Annotated in this window: 18 protein-coding genes and 1 pseudogene; 8 read left to right on the forward strand and 11 right to left on the reverse strand. The window is 64.3% G+C overall.

The window, feature by feature from the left end; translation table 11 throughout:
- From ACTJK0_RS20655 to ACTJK0_RS20685, 7 genes are all read right to left on the reverse strand, one after another.
- The coding region (locus ACTJK0_RS20655) for an L-idonate 5-dehydrogenase (RefSeq protein ID WP_440746443.1) at positions 1–1,052 on the reverse strand (1,052 nt) is incomplete at its 3' end.
- Positions 1,052–1,822, reverse strand: coding sequence for an SDR family oxidoreductase (locus ACTJK0_RS20660; protein WP_440746444.1), 771 nt, complete (start codon positions 1,820–1,822; stop codon positions 1,052–1,054). The genes ACTJK0_RS20660 and ACTJK0_RS20655, both read right to left, overlap by 1 nt.
- The gene (locus ACTJK0_RS20665) at positions 1,819–2,760 is read right to left on the reverse strand and encodes a 2-hydroxyacid dehydrogenase (protein WP_440746445.1); all 942 of its coding nucleotides are present in this window, start codon (positions 2,758–2,760) and stop codon (positions 1,819–1,821) included. Before ACTJK0_RS20665 ends, ACTJK0_RS20660 begins: the two co-directional genes overlap by 4 nt.
- A 63-nt stretch (positions 2,761–2,823) precedes the next feature.
- A complete protein-coding gene (locus ACTJK0_RS20670) occupies positions 2,824–3,585 on the reverse strand; it encodes an SDR family oxidoreductase (protein ID WP_110543263.1) in 762 nt (253 codons plus the stop codon).
- 143 nt (positions 3,586–3,728) lie between these two features.
- The gene (locus ACTJK0_RS20675; protein WP_440746446.1) at positions 3,729–4,742 is read right to left on the reverse strand and encodes a biotin-dependent carboxyltransferase family protein; all 1,014 of its coding nucleotides are present in this window, start codon (positions 4,740–4,742) and stop codon (positions 3,729–3,731) included.
- Positions 4,739–5,470 (reverse strand): 5-oxoprolinase subunit B family protein, encoded by a 732-nt coding sequence (locus ACTJK0_RS20680; protein WP_440746456.1) that lies wholly within the window; start codon positions 5,468–5,470, stop codon positions 4,739–4,741. Before ACTJK0_RS20680 ends, ACTJK0_RS20675 begins: the two co-directional genes overlap by 4 nt.
- A complete protein-coding gene (locus ACTJK0_RS20685) occupies positions 5,467–6,252 on the reverse strand; it encodes a LamB/YcsF family protein (RefSeq protein WP_440746447.1) in 786 nt (261 codons plus the stop codon). The genes ACTJK0_RS20680 and ACTJK0_RS20685 overlap by 4 nt, the downstream gene beginning before the upstream one ends.
- 400 nt (positions 6,253–6,652) lie before the next feature.
- On the opposite strand from ACTJK0_RS20685, the gene nac reads away from it, so the two are divergent.
- Positions 6,653–7,603, forward strand: a complete 951-nt coding sequence (nac, locus tag ACTJK0_RS20690) for a nitrogen assimilation transcriptional regulator NAC (RefSeq protein ID WP_440746448.1) — start codon at positions 6,653–6,655, stop codon at positions 7,601–7,603.
- Positions 7,604–7,725: 122 nt separating this feature from the next.
- Positions 7,726–7,968, forward strand: a complete 243-nt coding sequence (locus tag ACTJK0_RS20695; RefSeq protein ID WP_110543272.1) for a hypothetical protein — start codon at positions 7,726–7,728, stop codon at positions 7,966–7,968.
- 137 nt (positions 7,969–8,105) lie between these two features.
- On the opposite strand, the gene ACTJK0_RS20700 is transcribed toward ACTJK0_RS20695, so the two are convergent.
- Both ACTJK0_RS20700 and ACTJK0_RS20705 read right to left on the reverse strand, forming a co-directional pair.
- Positions 8,106–8,801: a 4-carboxy-4-hydroxy-2-oxoadipate aldolase/oxaloacetate decarboxylase gene (locus ACTJK0_RS20700; RefSeq protein WP_440746449.1), complete on the reverse strand. Its 696-nt coding sequence runs from the start codon at positions 8,799–8,801 to the stop codon at positions 8,106–8,108.
- A gap of 45 nt (positions 8,802–8,846) precedes the next feature.
- Complete coding sequence (locus ACTJK0_RS20705) at positions 8,847–10,055, reverse strand: aspartate transaminase (protein ID WP_440746450.1); 1,209 nt, start codon at positions 10,053–10,055, stop codon at positions 8,847–8,849.
- 335 nt (positions 10,056–10,390) lie between these two features.
- On the opposite strand from ACTJK0_RS20705, the gene ACTJK0_RS20710 reads away from it, so the two are divergent.
- From ACTJK0_RS20710 to ACTJK0_RS20725, 4 genes are all read left to right on the forward strand, one after another.
- A complete protein-coding gene (locus ACTJK0_RS20710) occupies positions 10,391–10,945 on the forward strand; it encodes a hypothetical protein (protein ID WP_440746451.1) in 555 nt (184 codons plus the stop codon).
- Positions 10,946–11,149: 204 nt separating this feature from the next.
- A complete protein-coding gene (locus ACTJK0_RS20715; RefSeq protein WP_440746452.1) occupies positions 11,150–13,330 on the forward strand; it encodes an amylo-alpha-1,6-glucosidase in 2,181 nt (726 codons plus the stop codon).
- Between the two features lie 267 nt (positions 13,331–13,597).
- Positions 13,598–14,977, forward strand: a complete 1,380-nt coding sequence (locus tag ACTJK0_RS20720) for an MFS transporter (RefSeq protein ID WP_110543280.1) — start codon at positions 13,598–13,600, stop codon at positions 14,975–14,977.
- A gap of 313 nt (positions 14,978–15,290) precedes the next feature.
- Positions 15,291–15,602, forward strand: a complete 312-nt coding sequence (locus tag ACTJK0_RS20725) for a 4a-hydroxytetrahydrobiopterin dehydratase (RefSeq protein ID WP_440746453.1) — start codon at positions 15,291–15,293, stop codon at positions 15,600–15,602.
- Between the two features lie 244 nt (positions 15,603–15,846).
- Here ACTJK0_RS20725 and ACTJK0_RS20730 read toward each other — a convergent pair whose 3' ends face one another.
- Both ACTJK0_RS20730 and ACTJK0_RS20735 read right to left on the reverse strand, forming a co-directional pair.
- The gene (locus ACTJK0_RS20730) at positions 15,847–16,161 is read right to left on the reverse strand and encodes a CHY zinc finger protein (protein ID WP_440746454.1); all 315 of its coding nucleotides are present in this window, start codon (positions 16,159–16,161) and stop codon (positions 15,847–15,849) included.
- Positions 16,162–16,175: 14 nt separating this feature from the next.
- Positions 16,176–16,811, reverse strand: coding sequence for a biotin transporter BioY (locus ACTJK0_RS20735; RefSeq protein WP_440746455.1), 636 nt, complete (start codon positions 16,809–16,811; stop codon positions 16,176–16,178).
- A gap of 329 nt (positions 16,812–17,140) precedes the next feature.
- Here ACTJK0_RS20735 and ACTJK0_RS20740 point away from each other — a divergent pair.
- Positions 17,141–18,095, forward strand: a pseudogene (locus tag ACTJK0_RS20740) (IS3 family transposase).
- A 436-nt stretch (positions 18,096–18,531) separates the two neighbouring features.
- Entirely contained in the window at positions 18,532–18,909 is a 378-nt protein-coding gene (locus ACTJK0_RS20745; protein ID WP_440746313.1) for a cupin domain-containing protein, read from the forward strand.
- The last annotated feature ends 131 nt before the right edge of the window (positions 18,910–19,040 follow it).

Raw genomic sequence — 19,040 nt, forward strand, 5'->3', positions numbered from 1 at the left:
CCGAAGCTGAGGAGGACTTTGCCGGAGGTGGTGGAGTCTTTGGCGACTTCGAAGGCGTGCAGGGCGTCGGCGAGGGGGTATTCGTGGGTGATGACGGGGCCGATGTGGAGTGAGCGGTCGGCGAGGGCGGTGATGACCTGGTCGATTTCGTCGTTGAAGCGGAAGGATCCTTTGAGGTCCAGTTCGCGGGTGATGGCCAGCGAGATGGGGACCGGCTGCATGCCGGTGGGCAGCAGCCCGACCATGACCACGGTCCCGCCGCGGACCGCGCCGTTGATGGCTGAGGCGAGGCCGTGGTGGTTTCCGGAGGATTCGATCACGACGTCGGCCTCCACGGCCGCGATGGCCGCGGTGTCCGCGGCGTTGATCACCTCATCCGCACCGACTGCCGTGGCGATCTGCAGGGGTCTGGGGTGCAGGTCCACGGCGGTGATCCGGGCCGCGCCGGCACGTTTGAGGACGGCGACGGCCAGGGCGCCGATGGGCCCGGAGCCGATCACCAGCGCGGTCTTACCCTTGACGTCACCGGCGCGGGACACGGCGTGCCAGGCGACCGATGCGGGTTCGATCAGGGCCGCGGTGCGCAGGTCCATGCCCGCGGGCAGGCCCCGGAGCATCCGCACCGGCAAGGTGACGTACCGGCTGAACGCGCCGTCCGTGTGCGGGTAGCGGGCGGCGCTGCCCAGGTACGTGCAGCCCGGGGACAGGTTCGGCCGGTCCGCCGGGTACTTCGCGGCGCCCGGGCCCGGTGTTGCCGGATGCACCGCAACCGCGGTCCCCGCCTTCGGGCCCGACCCGTTCGCCGCGGCCCGGACCACGGTCCCGGAGATTTCGTGGCCCAGCACCAGCGGGGCCTTCAGGATCGACTCCCCCGCGGCGCCGTGCAGCCAGTAATGCAGGTCCGAGCCGCAGATCCCGCCGAACGCCACCTCCACCACCGCCTCATCCGGGGCGGGTTGGGGCAGCGGGACCTCGTCGATCCGCAGGTCCCCGGCGGCATGGGCCACCAGGGCCGGCCCGGTTGCCGGGAGTTCTTCCGTTATTGAAGCCATCAGACCACCACCGTCATTCCGCCATCAATGAAGATGGTCTGACCGTTCACAAAGTTGGACCCGTCCGAGGCCAGCCACACCACCGGCCCGGCCAGGTCCTGCACGGTGCCCCAGCGGTGCGCCGGGGTCCGGCCCAGGATCCAGGAATTGAACTCCTCATCATCCACCAGGTTCTGCGTCATCTCGGTATGGATATAGCCCGGCGCGATCGCGTTGACCTGCAGTCCGGACCCCGCCCACTCCGCCGTCATCGCCCGGGTCAGGTTCCGCAGCCCACCCTTGGCCGCCACATACGGGGCGATCGTGGGCCGGGCCAGGTCCGCCTGCACCGAACAGATATTGATGATCTTCCCGTGGCCGCGGGGAATCATGTGCCGTGCCGCCTCACGGCCCACCAAAAACGCGCTGGTCAGATCCGTAGAGAGCACGCGGTCCCAGTCCGTGACGTCCAGGTCCAGCATCGGCACCCGGTGCTGGATCCCGGCGTTATTCACCAGGACCTCCAACGGCCCCACGTTCTCCTCGATCCAGGCAATGCCGCGGGCGGCAGCACCGCCATCGGTCACGTCAAAGGCAATGCCGTGCACCCGGCCCGGCGGGAAATCCGCCGCGAGCGCCGCCTCGGCCTCCTTCAACCGCTCAGCATTCACCCCGTTGAGAACTACCGTGGCTCCGGCGCCAGCCAACGCCCGCGCCAAGGACGAACCGATACCCCGGCTCGACCCCGTCACCAACGCAACCCGGCCCGTCAAATCAAAAAGTGCGCTCATGCGAATGGTCCCTGCTGAACGAGGTTGGCCGGAGTTTCACCGGCTGCGAGGGCTTCAAGCTGGCGTTTCAGGAGCTTAAGGATCCGTGGTTCAAAGGCTGACGCATTACCGCCAATGTGAGGGGTGATGAGCGCGTTTTCCGCGGACCACAGCGGGTGGCCTGCGGGCAGCGGTTCGGGATCGACGACGTCGATGGCGCACTGCAGGCGGCCGGACGCCACTTCCCGGGTCAGGGCGTTAGTGTCCACCACGGCGCCACGGCCCACGTTCACCACGAGGGCGCCGTTCGGCAGGGCGGCCAGTACTTCCTGGCCCACCAGGTGATGGGTGTTGTCGTTCAGGGGCAGGACGGAAACCAGGATGTCGTGGCCGGGGGCGAGCTCCACAAGTTCGTCCGGGCCGTGGACCTGTCCGTCCCCGTCCGTCCGGGCTGAGCTTCCCACCCGGGTCACGGTGACTTCGAAGGGCTCGAGCCGGCGGGCGAGTTCCTTGCCGATGCCCCCGATGCCCAGCAGCAGGATCTTCCGGTCTGCCAGGGACTGGCGGCGCTGCGGCTTCCAGCTTTCGATCTGCTGGTCCTTGACGGCCTGGTCAATGCCCCGCAGCTTGGCCAGGATGAGCCCCACGGCCAGTTCGGCGGTGGCAGCTGCGTGGACGCCTGAGGCGTTTGCCACTGCAGCGCCCGGACCGGCAGCCTCGCGGACGCCGTCGTACCCTGTTGACTGGGTCTGCACGAACTTAAGGTTCGGGACCTTGGCCAGGGAACCCATCACTGCCCCCGCGTCGATGTAGGGCAGGATGACGCCGTCGATGTCACCCAGCTCCTCCCCCGGTTCGTCCTTCATGTCCCACACCACGCCCCGCAGCCCTTCGGGGAGTGGTGAGAGGTCAGCCAGGAGCTGGGGTTCGGGGAAACTGACGGTTTGTACTAACTGCATCTTGAGGGCCTATCGGTTGGGCGGTGGAAAGGTAGTTCCCGGGTTTGGGCGTCGCGGGCCGCTTTAGTCGGAGTCCCCGCGGCGGTCGAAGGTGAGGCCGCCGGGGACCTGGAAGGTGGGCATGAGTTCCAGCATGCCAACGTTGACGTGGCGCGGGGTTTCGATGGCGTAGTCCAGGGCGTTCACTATGTCGTCCGTGGTCAGCGACTCGTAGCCCTCGTAGTACGTTTGCCAGGCTTCTTCCATGGCCTCGGGGCTGCCGCCCATGTTGCGGCCAAAGATCTCGGTTTCCACGCGTCCGGGGCAGATTTCGGTGACGCGGATCCGCTTGCCCACGGTGTCGTTGCGGAGCTGCCGGGAAATCTGGTGCACCGCGGCCTTGGTGGCGTGGTAAACGGTGTGGCCGTAGAAGTTGTAGGTACCGGCGATGGAGCTGATGTTGACCACGTGGCCGAGGTCGCGTTCCACCATGCCGGGTAGGACCAGCCGGGTGAGCTGCAGGAGCCCGCGGAGGTTGACGTCGATGAGTTCGTCGATGTCCTGCTCGGAGGAATCCAGGATGTTGCCCGGCCTGGAGACGCCGGCGCAGTTGACCAGGACGTCCACTTTCAGGTCATTGACGACGGCGGCCAGGGCGGCGGTGTCGGTCAGGTCCACCACATGCGGGACTGCTCCGGTGCGGTCGGCAAGCTCGGTGAGGCGTTCCTCGTTGCGGGCCACCGCATGGACGGTGAGGCCGCGCTTGGCCAGCCGTTCGGCGATGGCGGCGCCCATGCCGGTGGAAGCTCCGGTGACGAGGGCGGTGGTGTAGTCGGAAAAAGGCATTGGTACTCCAAAGTGGTGGAATTCGGGCAGGCTCTTGCGTCCGGCAATGGGCTGGACGCAGGAGCCCCGGGTTGGCAGGGGTTAGGGATCGCGCAGCGGTTCGTGGACGCGGTCCTTGGCGGTGGGAAAAGCGTTCATGATATTCAGGCTCCTGACGCTGGGCTGAGTTCATGCCAGCGCTGGCCGGCGCCGATGCCGAGGAGTCCGAAGACTGTGTTGATGGTGTTCCGGAGCCTGTCCAGTTCAAGGCAGGCGGCGCGGTGCATGGCTGTTGCTTCAGCCACGCTTGTCTTTCTAAAAGTGATGGTGTGTCCGGGCCTGGCTTGCGCCAGAATGTCCAGGGAGCGGCTCGTGACTACCGCCAGCACCGGGTAGCCCGCCGTCACGCCACGTCCCCGGTGCAGCACCAGCAGTTCCTCGCGGGACGGGACCTCGATGGCCCCGACCGGGACGCCGCGGGAGAGCACTTCGGACGTGAGCTGGCGCTCAGGAAGGGCACCACCGAGCCGAAGCCCAATGTGGTTGCTGCGGGGGCTCACGGTGTACTCCGTAGTGAACAGCAGGTCTGCCGTGTCCCCGAATTCCGCCACGTCCGGCCCCTCCGTGACATCGATGACAGGGTTGGTTGTGAAGGCGGGTTTGGTGAGGCCCAGCCGGAACAGCGGCAGGCCAAAGTGCGGCTGGGTGATGGGCGCTGTGGTCTTCCGGGTTTCGAGGCGGAAGCCCTCCACGAGCTTCAACCCGAAGCCCACCACAGTGTCAGGGGCGCAGCTGCCCAGCAGGCTGGGGACCGTGAAGGATTCGTGGACGGCGATGTAGGCGCGCAGTCCGGTCCGGATTCCCCGTACGGCCACGACTTCGCCGGCCCGGACGGATACCGGCTCCCATTGCGGGCATTCGCGGCCGCCCACCGTGAGGTCCAGGGGCGCACCGGTGACGGCGATCAGCAGGTCGGTGGTGGCGCGCATCCGGAAGTCCAGCGCCGTGAGTTCCAGCAGCGGGTCGTTGTCTTCGTTGCCGGCAAGGATGTTTGCGGCTTTGGCGGAGTACTGGTCCAGCGCGCCGTTGACGGGGAGGCCGTAGGCGGGGCCCTTCGTCCGGCCGAGGTCGGTGACCACGGAATGGCCGGGCTGCAGGATGATCAGTGACCCGGTCATGGCCGCGCCTCCAGGAACTGCCCGGCGAAGTTCCCGAAGTCCCCCGCGGGAATGCGGTAGAAGCGCAGTTCGTCGCCCGGGACGTAGGGCACCAGGGGTTCGCGTGCCGCGTCCAGGACCGTTAAAGGGGTCTGTCCGATGACGCACCAGCCACCCGGTGCCACTGCGGGCGCGATCACGGCCTGGCGTCCGGCCACAGATACGGCACCTGCGGGAACGGACAGCCGCGGGTCCTTGAGCCTGGGGACGGGGACTGGGAAGTCCGGCCCGTCCATCATGGGAGATCCTGCCGGCGCGCCCAGGCAGCGGATGATGTAGGTTTTGGCCGTATGCCGGGCGATGACGTCCTCAACAGTGAGGCCTTGGTGATTTGCCACGCGTTCCAGGTCGGGCCCGTAGTCGCCGCCGTACACCACCGGAACTTCAAAGCGCCGCGGTTCCCGCAGGGTGATACCAACAAAGTCCAGTTGGCGCATTCCGAGGAGGACGAACGCCCGCACCTGGCGCGCTGAGGTGAGGTAGGGGTCGAATTCGACCAGGACCGAGTCGTAGGTGGGAACGGCGCCGTGGATGCCTTCGATGCCGGCGGTAGCCAGCCAGCCAGCCAGGGAGTGGACCGTTGCCCAGTTGGCTTCTGCGTCACCGGATTGTGCCACCACGCGCAGGGCGGCGTCACCGGATTCGAAAACATCCAGTGCTGTTGGCGTTGTCGTAGTGGTCACTGTCAGGACACCTTTTGCTTTGCGGCGAGCACCTCTGCCAACGGGGCGATGGTGACGCCCGCGGCAATCAGTTCACTGCGGATCAGGCGGGCCAGTTCGACGGCGCCCGGGTTGTCGCCGTGCAGCAGCACCGTGTCTGCCTGGATGGCGATGTCACTGCCGGAGGCAGTCTCGATCAGGCCTTCACAGACCATCCGCACGGTGCGGCCGACGATGACGGAGGGGTCGTGGATCACGGCGCCGGGCTGGCTGCGCGGCACCAGTGTGCCGTCATCCTGGTAGGCGCGGTCCGCGATGCCAACGATCGCCACCCGCAATCCGCGGTGCGCCGCGGCGGTGGCGAGTTCACCGTCCTGCGCCAGGATGATCAGCTTCGGGTCCACGCGGACGGCGGCATCCGCTACGGCTCCCGCATAGTCCGCCCGCGTGGCCACCAGGTTGCCCAGGCGGCCGTGCGGTGCCAGGTGGGAGACGGAACCGCCGTGGTAGGCCGCAAACGCTGACAGGGCTCCCAGCTGGTAGATGACGTCGGTGCGGACTTCGTCAGCTGTGAGGTCCATGGCCCGGCGGCCAAAGCCGCGGAGGTCCGGGAAGCTGGGATGCGCACCGATACCCACTCCCCTTCGGATACATTCGGCCACAGTGGCATCCATGATGTCCGGATCCCCTGCGTGGAAGCCGCAGGCGATGTTGGCGCTGGACACAATCTCCAGCAGGGCTTTGTCATCGCCAATCGAGTAGGCGCCAAAACCTTCACCAAGATCCGCTACGAGATCGATTGTGGGCATTACGGGCCTTCCTCTGCTGGTGCTGGGTAACGCGTGGTGTAAATGAGTGTGGCACTGGGATTTGCCTCACACAAAGACGAATCCGATGTCATGGGATAGGCAACAGTTATGACCTTCATCGGCGCTATTGGCACTGGCCGAAAAAATGTACTACGCGACCCTTGTTTAGTAGTTGTGAAAATCCTGCGGCCAATAGGCTCTTTCCCTGCTTATGCAAAAAGCATATGCCGCCATCAAAATCGGCGATGGCTTGGGGGGATAGAATGTTCTGGTCATTGGAAAGTCATCTGCAATTAACCTATGCCCGAGACTCGGATCACACAAAGACGTAATGCCTGTCCCGCCATAGCGCCAACGTATGACCCCGCAGTTGTGCCGTCCCCGCCGAAAGAGGAGCGCTATGGATACCCGGAAGCTGGCGTACTTCGTCAAGATTGTCGACTCAGGAAGCATCACCAAGGCGGCCGCCGCCCTCCACGTGGCCCAGCCGGCGCTGAGCCAGCAGGTGTCGGCCCTGGAAACGGACCTGAAGCAGCGGCTCCTGATCCGGAGCAAGCAGGGCGTGGAGCCTACAGCGGCCGGCCATACCCTGTACCGGCACGCGCAGACCATCCTCCGGCTCGTGGAGCAGGCAAGGATAGATGTGGCAGCTTCAGGAGCGGCGCCTTCGGGCCGGGTCTCCATAGCGATCGCACCCTACAGCATGGCCTCAAGCCTCACCCCGCGGATCATCAGAGAGGTGGGACGGCGCTACCCCGACATCGTGCTGCACCTGACCGAAATTTACGGTGGCGTGCTCAGTGAGGCCATCAAAAACGGCAGGTTGGACATGGCACTCATCTATGAACCTGGGCCCATCCGGGGGGTGCAGTTCACCACCCTCATTGTCGAGGACCTGTACCTGATTGTGAACTCCCGCCGGGAGCTTCCGGTAGACGCCGCAGCGGACAGCATCACCCTGGACGAGGTGGCTGACCTCGGGCTCTTCCTACCGGAACAGATCCATACCCTCCGGCAGGTGGTTCAGGCGGGCATCGAGAGCAGGGGCCGGAAGCTGAAGCTGGTAGGGGAGGTGGAATCGGTCCCCTCCCTCACTCGGCTGCTGCGCACGGACCTCGGGGCAACCATCCTGCCCAAATCAGCGGCGGACGCCCTGTTCCACGAGGAGGACTTCCGGGTCCTGCGGATCCTCGAGCCTGCACTGCAGTGCAGGATTGCGTTGTGCACGCCGGACCATGAGCCCTTGTCAGAAGCAGCGTCCGCCGTCCTGCTGGTACTCAAGGAATTGCTGCAGGAAATGCTCAGGAGTAAATATTCCCCGCTCCCCACCGCACCGTTCGATGCATCATAAGCAGGCCTTATCAGGTCACGTCGCTTTAGTCTTATTCAGGGAATTGCGTCCGTTCTAGGATAAAAGCCATAAAGGTTTCGCCAAAGGCGACACCGCGGCAAAAAATTTCCTGGAGCCCCGCCATGAAGAAGATCACCAGCCTGCAGTACCGGAAGACAGCTGAAAGGAGAATCCAGCTGAAAGCCGGCACGGGTTCACATTGCCCCACGAACGGTTTTTGGCGTCCCGAGGACGGACCCGCCTCCGAGCCCGTCTTCGTGTTCGAGGGAAGCATGATGCCCCCGGGCAGGCGCGGCTCCACCATGTGGTATCTGGAGGACGCGCAGGTGGGGCCGCCCGCCTACCTGCTGCCCGGCATGAACTGATCCACCAGTAACCAAGAGGCAAGGCCCGGAGTTCCGAACGGAACCCCGGGCCTCTTCTTTTAACCCCCTCGATTGCTGCGTACTTGTCGTTCTCCGGCGGCAAAACGACAAGTAGTCAGCACTCGATGGGTAAGTAGCTACAGGGCAGGCTCCAGTTCGGCGTCCTCCACCAGCAGGCCCTTGGCCTTCAGCACATCCGTCAGATTGCACAACTCGATAGTTGTGCCGCCTTCCTTGTAGCGGCGAATGAGGTCGTCCTCCGCGTCGACGCGTGCCTGTGACAGACGGATGACTTCCTCGATCTCATCCTTGCGGACCACCACCACGCCGTCGGCATCACCCAGGAGGACATCGCCGGGGTAGACGATTTCGTCTCCGAACACGAGAGGATGGTTGATGGGGCCGATAGTTTCCTTTACGGTCCCCTTGATGCAGACACTGCCGGAGAACACGGGCAGGCCGAGTTCGATCAAGTCCTTGGTGTCACGGACACCGGAATCCGTGACCATACCGGCCAGGCCCTTCGCCTTCATGGCATTGCCCAGCACATCGCCGAAAGTCCCCGCCTCTTCGTACTCACCGGCGGACACCAGGACAACGTCGCCCTTCTGGGCGTAGTGGATGGCCACCTGGAGCATCAGGTTGTCCCGGGGTGCACAGACCACGGTGACGGCGGGTCCGCAGAAGGACATGCTGCGGTCGATGGGCTTAATCCTGGAGCTCAGGGCGCCCTTGCGGCCCTGTGCTTCATGCACTGTGGCGGAGGAGAACTTGGAAAGGCGCTGAATGGCGTCCTCCGAGGGCCGGTCGAATTTCGTTTTGACGTGGATCATGGGGAACTCCTGTTGTTGGAAAGAGTAGTTGAGGGGATGGTTGGGTCAGGCCAGCGCCGTGACGGCCTTTTCGATGGCGGCAATGGATTCCTCGATCACCGGCAGCCCGGTGGCGTAGGAGATCCGGAAGTAGGGGCTTAGCCCGTAGGCCGAACCCTGGATAACGGCAACAGAGGCTGCTTCCAGCAGGTACAGCGTGAAGTCCTCGTCGTTGGTGATCTGCTTGCCATCGGGGGTCGTCTTGCCGATGACCCCGGCACAGTTGACGTAGGCGTAAAAGGCGCCATCCGGCGTCGCGCATTGCAGGCCCTTGACGGCGTTCAGCCCGCTGATTGCCGCATCGCGCCGTTCGCGGTACACGTCCACGCTTTCGTGGACGAATGCCTGGTCTCCGGTAAGTGCCGCGGCAGCAGCTGCCTGGCTGATGGAAGACGGGCAGGAGGACATCTGGGACTGCAGCTTGTTGATGGCAGCCACCAGGGGCCCCGGCCCACCGGCATAGCCCAAGCGCCAGCCCGTCATGGCATAGGCCTTGGAGACGCCATTCGTAACCAGCACACGGTCCTTGAGCTCAGGGGCAACGGCCACCAGGCTGCTGATGTGCTCTTCGCCGAAGTGGATCTCGTCGTAGATTTCATCCGTGAGGACGTAGACGGCCGGATGGTCCTTGAGGACGGCGGCCAATCCGGCCAGTTCCTCACGGGAGTACACCGCTCCTGTGGGGTTGGAGGGGGTGTTGAGGATGACCCACTTGGTGCGCTCCGTCAGTGCCCCTGCCAGGGCGCCAGGGGTGAGTTTGAAGCCAGTATCCTCACCGCAGGAAACGATCACAGGGGTGCCTTCGTTGGCGAGCACCATGTCCGGGTAGGAGACCCAGTAGGGTGCGGGGATGACAACCTCGTCGCCTTGGTCCAGGGTGGCCATGAATGCGGTGAAGATGACCTGCTTCCCGCCGCCGCCGATGGTGATCTCAGCCGGCGTGTACTGCTGGCCGGTTTTGCGCTGCAGCGTCTGCAGGATGGCCTTCTGCAATTCGGGCGTCCCGGTCACCGACGTGTATTTGGTTTCACCCCGGCCGATGGCTGCGATGGCAGCGTCCTTGATGTGCTGCGGTGTATCAAAATCCGGCTCGCCGACCGTCAGGTCCAGGATCCGGCGGCCCTCGGCCTTGAGCTCCCGCACGCGGGCCGCCGCGGCAACGCTGGGTGAGGATTTGATACGGGTAACGCGTGATGCGGGCACGAATTCAGGCATGTTCTCTTCCAGGCTTCCGGTACGGATGAGGGTGGTTCATTCGAGCCTAGGGAAGGAGCCGTGCTCTTGGATAAGACCTAAAGTGCGTGGACAGATAAGCAGCCCTTATGACGGGGCAGGCCAGAACTTTCGCGTATTGCTCCATGCACTTTCGGTATTGCCTGGCGGGCTTGCCCGCGGCGTAACCTGCAGGGTGGAGAGACCTGAGGAAGGCACAGCGCCGGCCCCCGGCACGTTCCTTCCAGACCGCCGGGACAAACCGCGGGAAAGGTGCCCCTGCTGCTGGGAAGCCGCGTTGACATGGAAACACCACCAACGAAAGACAAGGAGCAAAGGTGCCCGGTAAAGAGATTCAGGAACGGATACTTGCGCGTACGGCCGGCACCGGGACGGGCGGTGCCGACGTGGCACCCTACCGGTACCGGGGCGTGCCGAAGCCGGACCCCGCTACTGCCCGCGCCCAACAAGCGCTGGCCATGCTGGCCCAGCTGCGGACGACTATCGCGCTCCGGTCCAGCCGGGTGCGTGCCCTCACCGCCGAGCTGGGTGACTGCGTTGCCCAGGCCGTGTGCGACGGCGTGAAGGTTGCCGCCGTCGCAAAGGCCGCGGGCCTGCCTGCCGCCAGTATCCGGTCTGCCGCGCTGGCACGCGGCGAGCTGTACCCGTCGGGCCAAACCCGAAACCGCCATCTGGACCTCATTGCAGGATTGGCCGCGGAGTTGGCGGCAGCCGAGGGCACCCGGAGTGCCGCAGAGGAACAACGCACGCAGGTACTGGCCTTGGCCAGGAAATCCCGACTGCTTGACGACTACCAACTTGCCGGGGCAAGCGGCCTGAAGTCCGACGAGATCCGCAAAGTGACCAGGGGCGTGGGCTTGCGCGTGGCCTAGCCGCAAGGATCGTCCCGGCTGATCCGCTGCCCGCCGTCCTTCACCCCGTTGTCCCTGGCGAACGCCGGCGTAGACGAGTTCCGGCTTACTTCACGCCTCCGCTCTGGCGGCGACTGGCAACCAAGCGTAGCGTCATTTCGAAGAGGCCGCGGCGAGCACGGTGTCTGCTTGTGCGGCGCTTCGGTGGTCGCGGAGGAGGCCAGAATGGCGGGGTGGAATGCGGATACGGCGGCCGGTCCACTAGGGGCTGGCTCTGTGACGTTGGTCGAGGGCTCATCCTTCTGTATTTCGTCGTCCAACGGGGATATTCAGGCCGACCGTCCGCACGGCCTCTTCGTGGCCGACGTCAGGATCCTTTCTGCCTGGCGACTCACAGTGAATGGACAGGCGCTTGAACCACTCACAGCGGAGACAAAGGAGCCGTTCCGTGCCGCATTTGTTGCAAGGATCCCCCGGTCCGACGGCTACGCGGACAGCCCACTTATCGTGGAACGGCTGCGGGAAGTCGGGGCCGGCCTCCAGGAGCAGCTCACCGTCCAGAACTACTCCCAGGAGCCGGCTGAGTGCCTCATCGTTCTGGAAACGGGGGCCGACTACGCGGACCTCTTCGAGGTGAAGGAGGCACGTATCCGGCGACAGTGGGAGCAAACACGGGAAGCCGACGACGGGATGCTCACCATTCGGGGCAGTTGGCAGGACGTCCGCAAAGGCACGGCTATCCACGTACCTGGTGCGGACATTTCCGGTAACACCGTCCAATATCGGGTGTCCATACCCGCTCATGGGCAATGGAGCACAGTCCTGACCGTTCTGCCCACCAACGAAGGAGCCCACGCACCGGCTTTCGCCCATTCCGACGGGGATAGCCTGTCCCCCCGAGACCGTCGCCGCCGGGAGTGGGTTGCGAAGATCCCCAAACTGCAGGTAGCCAACCGCTCCGTGGAACGGACCCTGGGCCGCAGTTACGACGACTTGGGCGCTCTTCGGATCGAGGACCCCGACCATCCGGAGCGCGTTGTCGTCGCCGCCGGTGCGCCCTGGTTCATGACCCTGTTCGGAAGGGACTCCTTGTGGGCTTCGGTGATGGCGATGCCGGTGGACCCCTCGCTCGCCTTGGGCACACTCCAGACCCTCGCCGACCGCCAGGGCACCCTGGTGGACCCCATGACGGAAGAGGAACCGGGCAAGATCCTCCACGAGGTCCGGCTTGATGTCTCCAGCGGCCTGTCCCTGGGCGGCAAGTCGAACTACTACGGCAGCGTGGATGCCACTCCCCTGTTCCTGATGGTGCTTGGGGCGGTGAGCCGTTGGGGATTCGCTGCGGACACTATCAAGGCCCTGCTGCCCCACGCCGACCGCGCACTTGACTGGATCGTGAACTACGGCGACAAGGACGGCGACGGCTTCGTCGAGTACCAACGGCTCAACGACCAGGGGCTGATCAATCAAGGCTGGAAGGACTCCTGGGACGGCATCAACTTTGCCGACGGCACCCTGGCCGAGCCGCCCATCGCGCTCTGCGAGGTACAGGCCTATGTCTACGTCGGCTACCTGTCACGGGCATGGCTGGCCTACGAGGCCGGTGACATGGCATTGGGCAACGACCTCACCGATCGCGCTGCCCGGCTGAAGAAGCAGTTCAACGAGCAATTCTGGATCCCGGAGCGCGGGTACTACGCCATCGCGCTCGACGGCAGGAAACGGCAGGTTGATGCCTGTGCCTCGAACATGGGGCACTGCCTGCTTCAAGGTCTGATCGACGAAGACAAAGCCCCGCAAGTCGCCGCGCACCTGATGTCACCGGAAATGTTCAGCGGCTGGGGCGTACGCACCCTGGCCAGCAACATGGGCGCCTACAACCCGGCCAGCTACCACAACGGGTCCGTTTGGCCCCACGACAACGCCATCATCACGGCCGGGCTCCTCCGGTACGGCTTCGTCGCCGAAGCGCAAAAAATTGCCACCGGGATGATGGACGCGGCAGAGTTCTCCGACGGCCGGCTCCCGGAACTGTTCTGCGGCTTCAGCCGGGACCACCTCGCCACTCCTGTTCCGTACCCCACCGCCTGCTCGCCTCAGGCGTGGGCAGCCACCGCACCCATCCAGATCGTGTCCAGCCTGATGCGCTACGACCCGGTCGTGTCTGCCGGCGGCGTGTGGCTCGATCCCGTCCTCCCCCAGTCCTTCGGCGACCTGCACATCTCCAACGCCCCGCTTGGCAATGGCCGCATCACCATCGACATCGCCGGCTCCGTCCCATCCATCCAAGGACTACCCCCGGAGATGGCCCTTCACCGGGGACACCGACCGTGGATGTCCGAACTGGTTGAGGAAGCGGTGCGGCGTCGTGGAAATAGTCACCCCACGTCAAACCCTCTTCGTTAGGGAACCACGTCGAGCTTCCTGTTGTCCAAGGCCTCCCGTTCTTCGCCTCTAGGCCATAACGAATCGCTATGTAGGTACATAAAAGCGGACTTTGTGTGACCTACACCGCAAACGTTAACTTGATGTCTGGGGCCGGTCCGCAAAGCCGTAAACACGACTTGCGAGAGAGCTCACAGCAGGACCAACCGGACATTCCACTCGAAATCTCTTTCCCAGAGCCCAGGTGTAGCGGCAGCCGGTGTTCACCCAATCACCAACGGAGACGAAATGACTGAAACCTTACTTCCGAAGAAGACCCCGGTCAGGGCCGCAGTCGCGGCCTGGATCGGCACGACGCTGGAGTACTACGATTTCGCCGTGTACGGCACCTCGTCCGCGTTGATTCTGAACGTCCTCTTCTTCTCGCCCGAGCTCCCCCAGGGCATCAGCGTGCTGCTCGCCATGATCACCTTCGCGGTCGGCTACGCGGTACGCCCGCTCGGCTCTCTCATCCTAGGGCCGCTGGGAGACCGCCGCGGCCGCAAGTTCGTCATGATGATCACACTGTTCGGCATCGGCGGCTGTACCTTCCTGATCGGGTGCCTGCCCACCTACGCCCAAATCGGTCCTCTTGCTCCGATCCTGCTCGTGCTTATCCGCGTCATCCAAGGACTGTGCCTTTCCGGCGAGCAGCCCAGTGCCATCACCATGAGCCTGGAGCATGCTTCCGAGGGCCGACGCGGGTTCCTTGCGAGCTTCACCACGTTGGGATCCTCCTCCGGCACGCTGCTCACACTGCTGGTCTTCATCCCGATCGCAGCCATGCCCTCGGAGCAGTTGCTGGGCTGGGGTTGGCGGCTTCCATTCTGGGCCTCTGCCGTCGTAGTCGTCGCTGCGTACCTGATCCGCCGCCACATTCAGGAGCCGCCCGAATTCGTGAAGGTCCAGGCCGCCAAGGTGAACGTCGCCCCCCTCAGGCATCTCCTGCGCTTCCACTGGCGCGCGGTGCTGCGGATCGTATTCTGTGCGCTCATCGCGGGCACGAGCTACATGATGCAAACCTTCTCGGTGGCATTCGGTACCGCCGGATACAAGCTGGATAAGCCGACCATGCTGCTGACGACCACAGTCTCGGCAGTGATTGCCCTCGGAGTCACGCCCCTGGCAGGATTCCTGGTGGACAAGATCGGCCGGAAAACGATGTTCCTCATCGCAACGGGCGGCGTAGGCATCACAATGGTGCCGTACCTGTGGTCAATCACGACCGGCAACTGGTCGCTGATCTTCCTGTTTGGCATCATCAACTACTCCCTCTTCTACTCCATGGTGAACGCGTCCTGGCCTTCGTTCTTTGCAGAGATGTTCCCCGGCCGGCTGCGCGTCTCCGGGCTCGCCCTTGGCACCCAGATCGGCTTTGCCATCTCGGGCGTCATCGGCCCCGTTCTCTCGACAGCACTCGCTGGCCCCGACCTGAAAGATTGGGTTGGGCCGTCCATGGTCGCTCTCGGGTTCATGGTCCTGGCAGGGATCTCAGCCCTCACCGCGAAGGAGACCAAAAAGTACACGCTCAGGGAGCTCGACGAGGTGCAGCAGAGCGAGCGGGAGACGGCCGTCCTCACGGCGGCGACCGTGGCCCCAAGCACGGCGACGCACGGTCTCGCTGGTTAGCCTGAAATGCAGAAGTGACGGGTTATCGCCCCTGAGCTGATCGCGCACCAGCTGTACGGGTCAGGGTGTTGGTTACGCCGTATACAAGTGAAGACCTCTTAGGCGTTGGCTGTCACCCAGCCAACGCCTAATAGGTCTTCCTGTCCCGCCTGGAATCACGACTGGGCCTTTTCTCTCACCTGCCCAAGCATGCCCACGTAATCCCCGCGCAGGGCGGAGTTTTACCCGCAGTCGCCGGCACCGGCCCTGACCCTTGGAGGCGTGGTGCCTCCAGGGGTAGCCCGCGGCGGCCCTCCGGAGCCATGATGGCACCATGACTGATCCCCAACGGAAGCTGTCCGCCGCCGAGCTCACCGAGGCCGGGCTCACCGGCTGGCGCCTGACCGGCGAGGCCCTCGCCGCAACCTTCAGGACCCGAAAGTTCTCCACCGGGCTGGAGCTCGTGAACCGCATCGGCGCCTCCGCCGAGGCGGCCAACCACCACCCCGACCTCACGCTCACCTACCCCGAGGTCCGCGTCACGCTCTCGAGCCACGATGTCGGCGGGATCACCAGCCGCGACATCGACCTGGCCCGCACCATCAGCAGCCACGCCGCCGATCTCGGCGTCGCCGCCGCGGAGTGAGTCCGCGCCGCCGGGCACGGGGCGTTCGGATCGCCGAGGCGCTAAACGGCCACGCCAAGAACCGCGGTCGGTGCCGCCACCATCCTCGCCGCCGGACGCCGCCGCCGCGGTACACGCCGCTGCCGCAAGTTCGTCCTGCAGCCGTGCATGGGAGCCCAGGACTCTCAGCAGATTCACACCCCTCAAGAATGCGCGTTGCCTGAAGCTCCCAGCGCGCGCCATAAAGCTGCAAATACTTAACCCGTTAGGTCGCCTGGAAGTAAAGGTGAGTGTGGGCGGCGCACCGTTCGTTCAGGCGGGCAGCGCAATTTGGGCATGACGTGGTGGCCAGGTATGCGTTGATGGACATCTCGCCTTTGCATACACCGCACAGAACTGCCGGCTCTGCCCACTCGTTCCGTGGCCATGTTTGGGCCTCGTGAGCTGTCTCTTCCTCGTGGCAGAGGTGGCAGGGGTAGTACCGAAGACAGCACTTGAACTTTATGGCTATCACGTCTACTTCGGTGTGATAGTGAATGCAGCGGGTTTCGTCGTCGACGGTTCTGCCGAAGATCCTCATGGCTCTGGCCCCGCTCACTTCACGCGGCGCACGAGGATGTCAGGGAAGGCCCTGTGCGCGGCCACAGCCGCACCTGTTGCCAGGGCGTCCTTCAGGAAATCGCCCGGGTAGAAGATGAGGTCACTGGCGAAAGCAGCCTCCCACGAGAGCTTCAGGTTGACCATCATCCCGAGCACGCCGAGCAGGTGCGATGCGACCACGGTGACCACGACGGCGGCAAGGAAGAACCACAGGCCGCGCCGCTTGGCCGGGAGGCGCCGGATGATTTGCTCGGCGGCCATGCCAACGAGCAGAGCGGCGAGGAGGAACCCCACGATGTATCCGGCGGATCCGCCGGCAAGGACGGCCATGCCCGCCCGGCCGCCCGAGAAGATCGGCAGTCCAGCGAAGGCAAGGAGGAGGTATAGCGCTACCGCGGCGGCGGCACGTGATCCGCCCAGGATGAGGCCGGTCACCATGATGGCGAGGGTCTGCAGGGTGATGGGTACCCCGATGCTGCCGACAGGGATGCCTGGGACGATCGCCGAGGCCGCGATTAGGGCGGCGAAAACGGAAATCAGAGCTAACGACTGTGCATCCCACAGCCGACGGGGCGCGTTGGGGCCGGTCTCGGCCGGGCGGAGCGGTGCCGGGGTCGTCGGGTGGATCATAGTTCCTCCTGGGGTAACGGCGGGCGTTCTCTGAAGAGAGGCTATACAGTCCCGCCATCAGCCTTTTTGTAGCGGAACCACGACTGTTCCTGTAATTTTTGGACCGATCGCTACAAAGCGATGCTCCGACGCGCAGACTCCCGTAGGACGTGCAGCATCGTGGACCGCGCTACTCAGGTACCGGAAGGGGTTGCGCGCGGCATCAAGCCGGCGCTTCAGCCGCGCCGACAGGGTGGAGGACCTTCTTCAGCCGGTTGACCGGAATTCAGCGTTGGGACTGCCTCCGGTTTTGTTGACTCCTGACCTAGCGAGCTTGTGCTCGTGGAAGGATGTTGACCAGACCCAAGGCTTATGGGGCGGAGTTCCGCCAGGATGTTATTGATGTGGCCCGGAAGGGTGAGGCGCCGCTGGCGCAGATTGCGATGGATTTCGGGCTGTCGGTCACGACGTTGAAGCGTTGGATTGCGATCGCCGAGCGTAAAGAGACCGGTGCCGGCCCGGCAGCGGCGGAGTCAAGGGAGATGCGGGAGTTGAGGAAGCGGAACCGCCTGTTGGAGCAGGAGAATGAGATTCTTCGCCGGGCTGCTGCCTAATCCGAACGCGGGATCGTCGACGTGGATGTCCAGGGCGGCGTTGACCAGGGCGCATCCGCCCGGTCCCTACCGGTTCATCGCCGACGAGCTCCCGGAGAAAGGCATCACGGCCGGCGAGACCAGGGCCCAACGGCTGTGCAGGGACCACGGCATTTGGTTAGTGTTCTCGAAGAAGCGTGTCCTGAACCGCAGACCCGGGCCGCGGGTCCACGACGCCCTGGTCGAGAGGGATTTCACCGCCGCAGCTCCGAACGAGCTGTGGCTGACGGACATCACCGAACACCCCGCCACTGAGGGCAAGCTCTACCTCTACGCGGTGAAGGACGTCTATTCCGGCAGGATCATCGGCTACTCGATGGACTCGCGAATGAAGTCCTCGCTTGCCGTCGCCGCACTGGAGAACACGGTGCGCTCCCGCCGGCCGGCAGGAACAGTGGTCCACTCCGATCGCGGGTCCCAGTTCCGGTCCCGCCCTTCGTCGAAACGCTCCGGCACCACGGCCTCACCGGATCGATGGGCAGGGTCGGTGCGTGCGCGGACAACGCTGCGATGGAATCGTTCTTCTCGCTGCTGCAAAAGAACGTCCTGGACCGAGAGGACCTACCACCGCCGGCGACGGCAAAGACGGCTGGGAAAACTCACGCCCATCGAATTTGAAACAATCAACCGGACCGCGCTCACAGTGGCCTAAGACCCCGAGTCAACAAAAGCCGGGCAGTCCCCAACGGACCAGGTTGGCCTCCGAAATTGCAGGTGGCGGTCCATCGGAAGCCGCGCTTATCTGAACTAGCCGGCAAGGATCGACGCGGTCGCCATCCTTGACTTCCATCGCGGAGGGCTCCGTCATTGAACACCACTTCCCCGCCAGTCACGGTGGCTGCGATCGTCGCACTTTGAGTGGTCTCTTGTGGGACGGAGGAGAAATGGTCGGAAAGAGCACCTCAGGAATCCTGGGGAGTGCCACAAAAAAGGGGGATCAATGGAGCTCGAAACGGAAGGCCGACGATCCTGAAGCGGACCATGGCAGTCCGACGGAAGATCTCTTAGACGGAGAAAGAGAAAAAATGCTTCAAAGAGCCGGAACATACGCCTTTCGTTACAGCCTTCATGAGGGCTCACCACTGCAGATGCAGTGGCTTTTTTACGGTCAGTCCGAGCTGCCTGTGGCAGTGCAGACCTGGGAGCTGCCTGCAGGAGGCTTCGAGGGTATGCATTCACATGCGGAACCTGGCCGCCCCCTGGAGGAGATCTATGTTGTCACGGAGGGCACGGGTGAAATGACCGTCGAAGACGAAACATATTCGGTAGGAGTCGGTGACGCCGTCCTGGCCAGGGTGGGAACGCGGCACGATCTGCGCAACACCGGCGAGGGGCCGCTGAAGGTGATGGTTATCTGGGGCGAGCCCCGGCCGGCCGACTACTCCAACTTGGGATCGGCGAAGGGGGCACGGATGGCCAGGGCCGATGCGTCGCCTCCTCCCACTGCCGGTAAGCACCCGCTGTAACTAGTCCATCGCGTCACGGCTTGCTGAATCTCTGTCCGGGCAAGATAGCTGCACAATCAACGGTAGGCGTGCGACACCCTGTCTGTGATCCAGCCAACGAACAACGCCTTTGAGCAGCCGAAGGCCGAAAA

It is taken from the genome of Paenarthrobacter sp. 22069 (assembly GCF_052046035.1).
Lineage (GTDB): Bacteria > Actinomycetota > Actinomycetes > Actinomycetales > Micrococcaceae > Arthrobacter.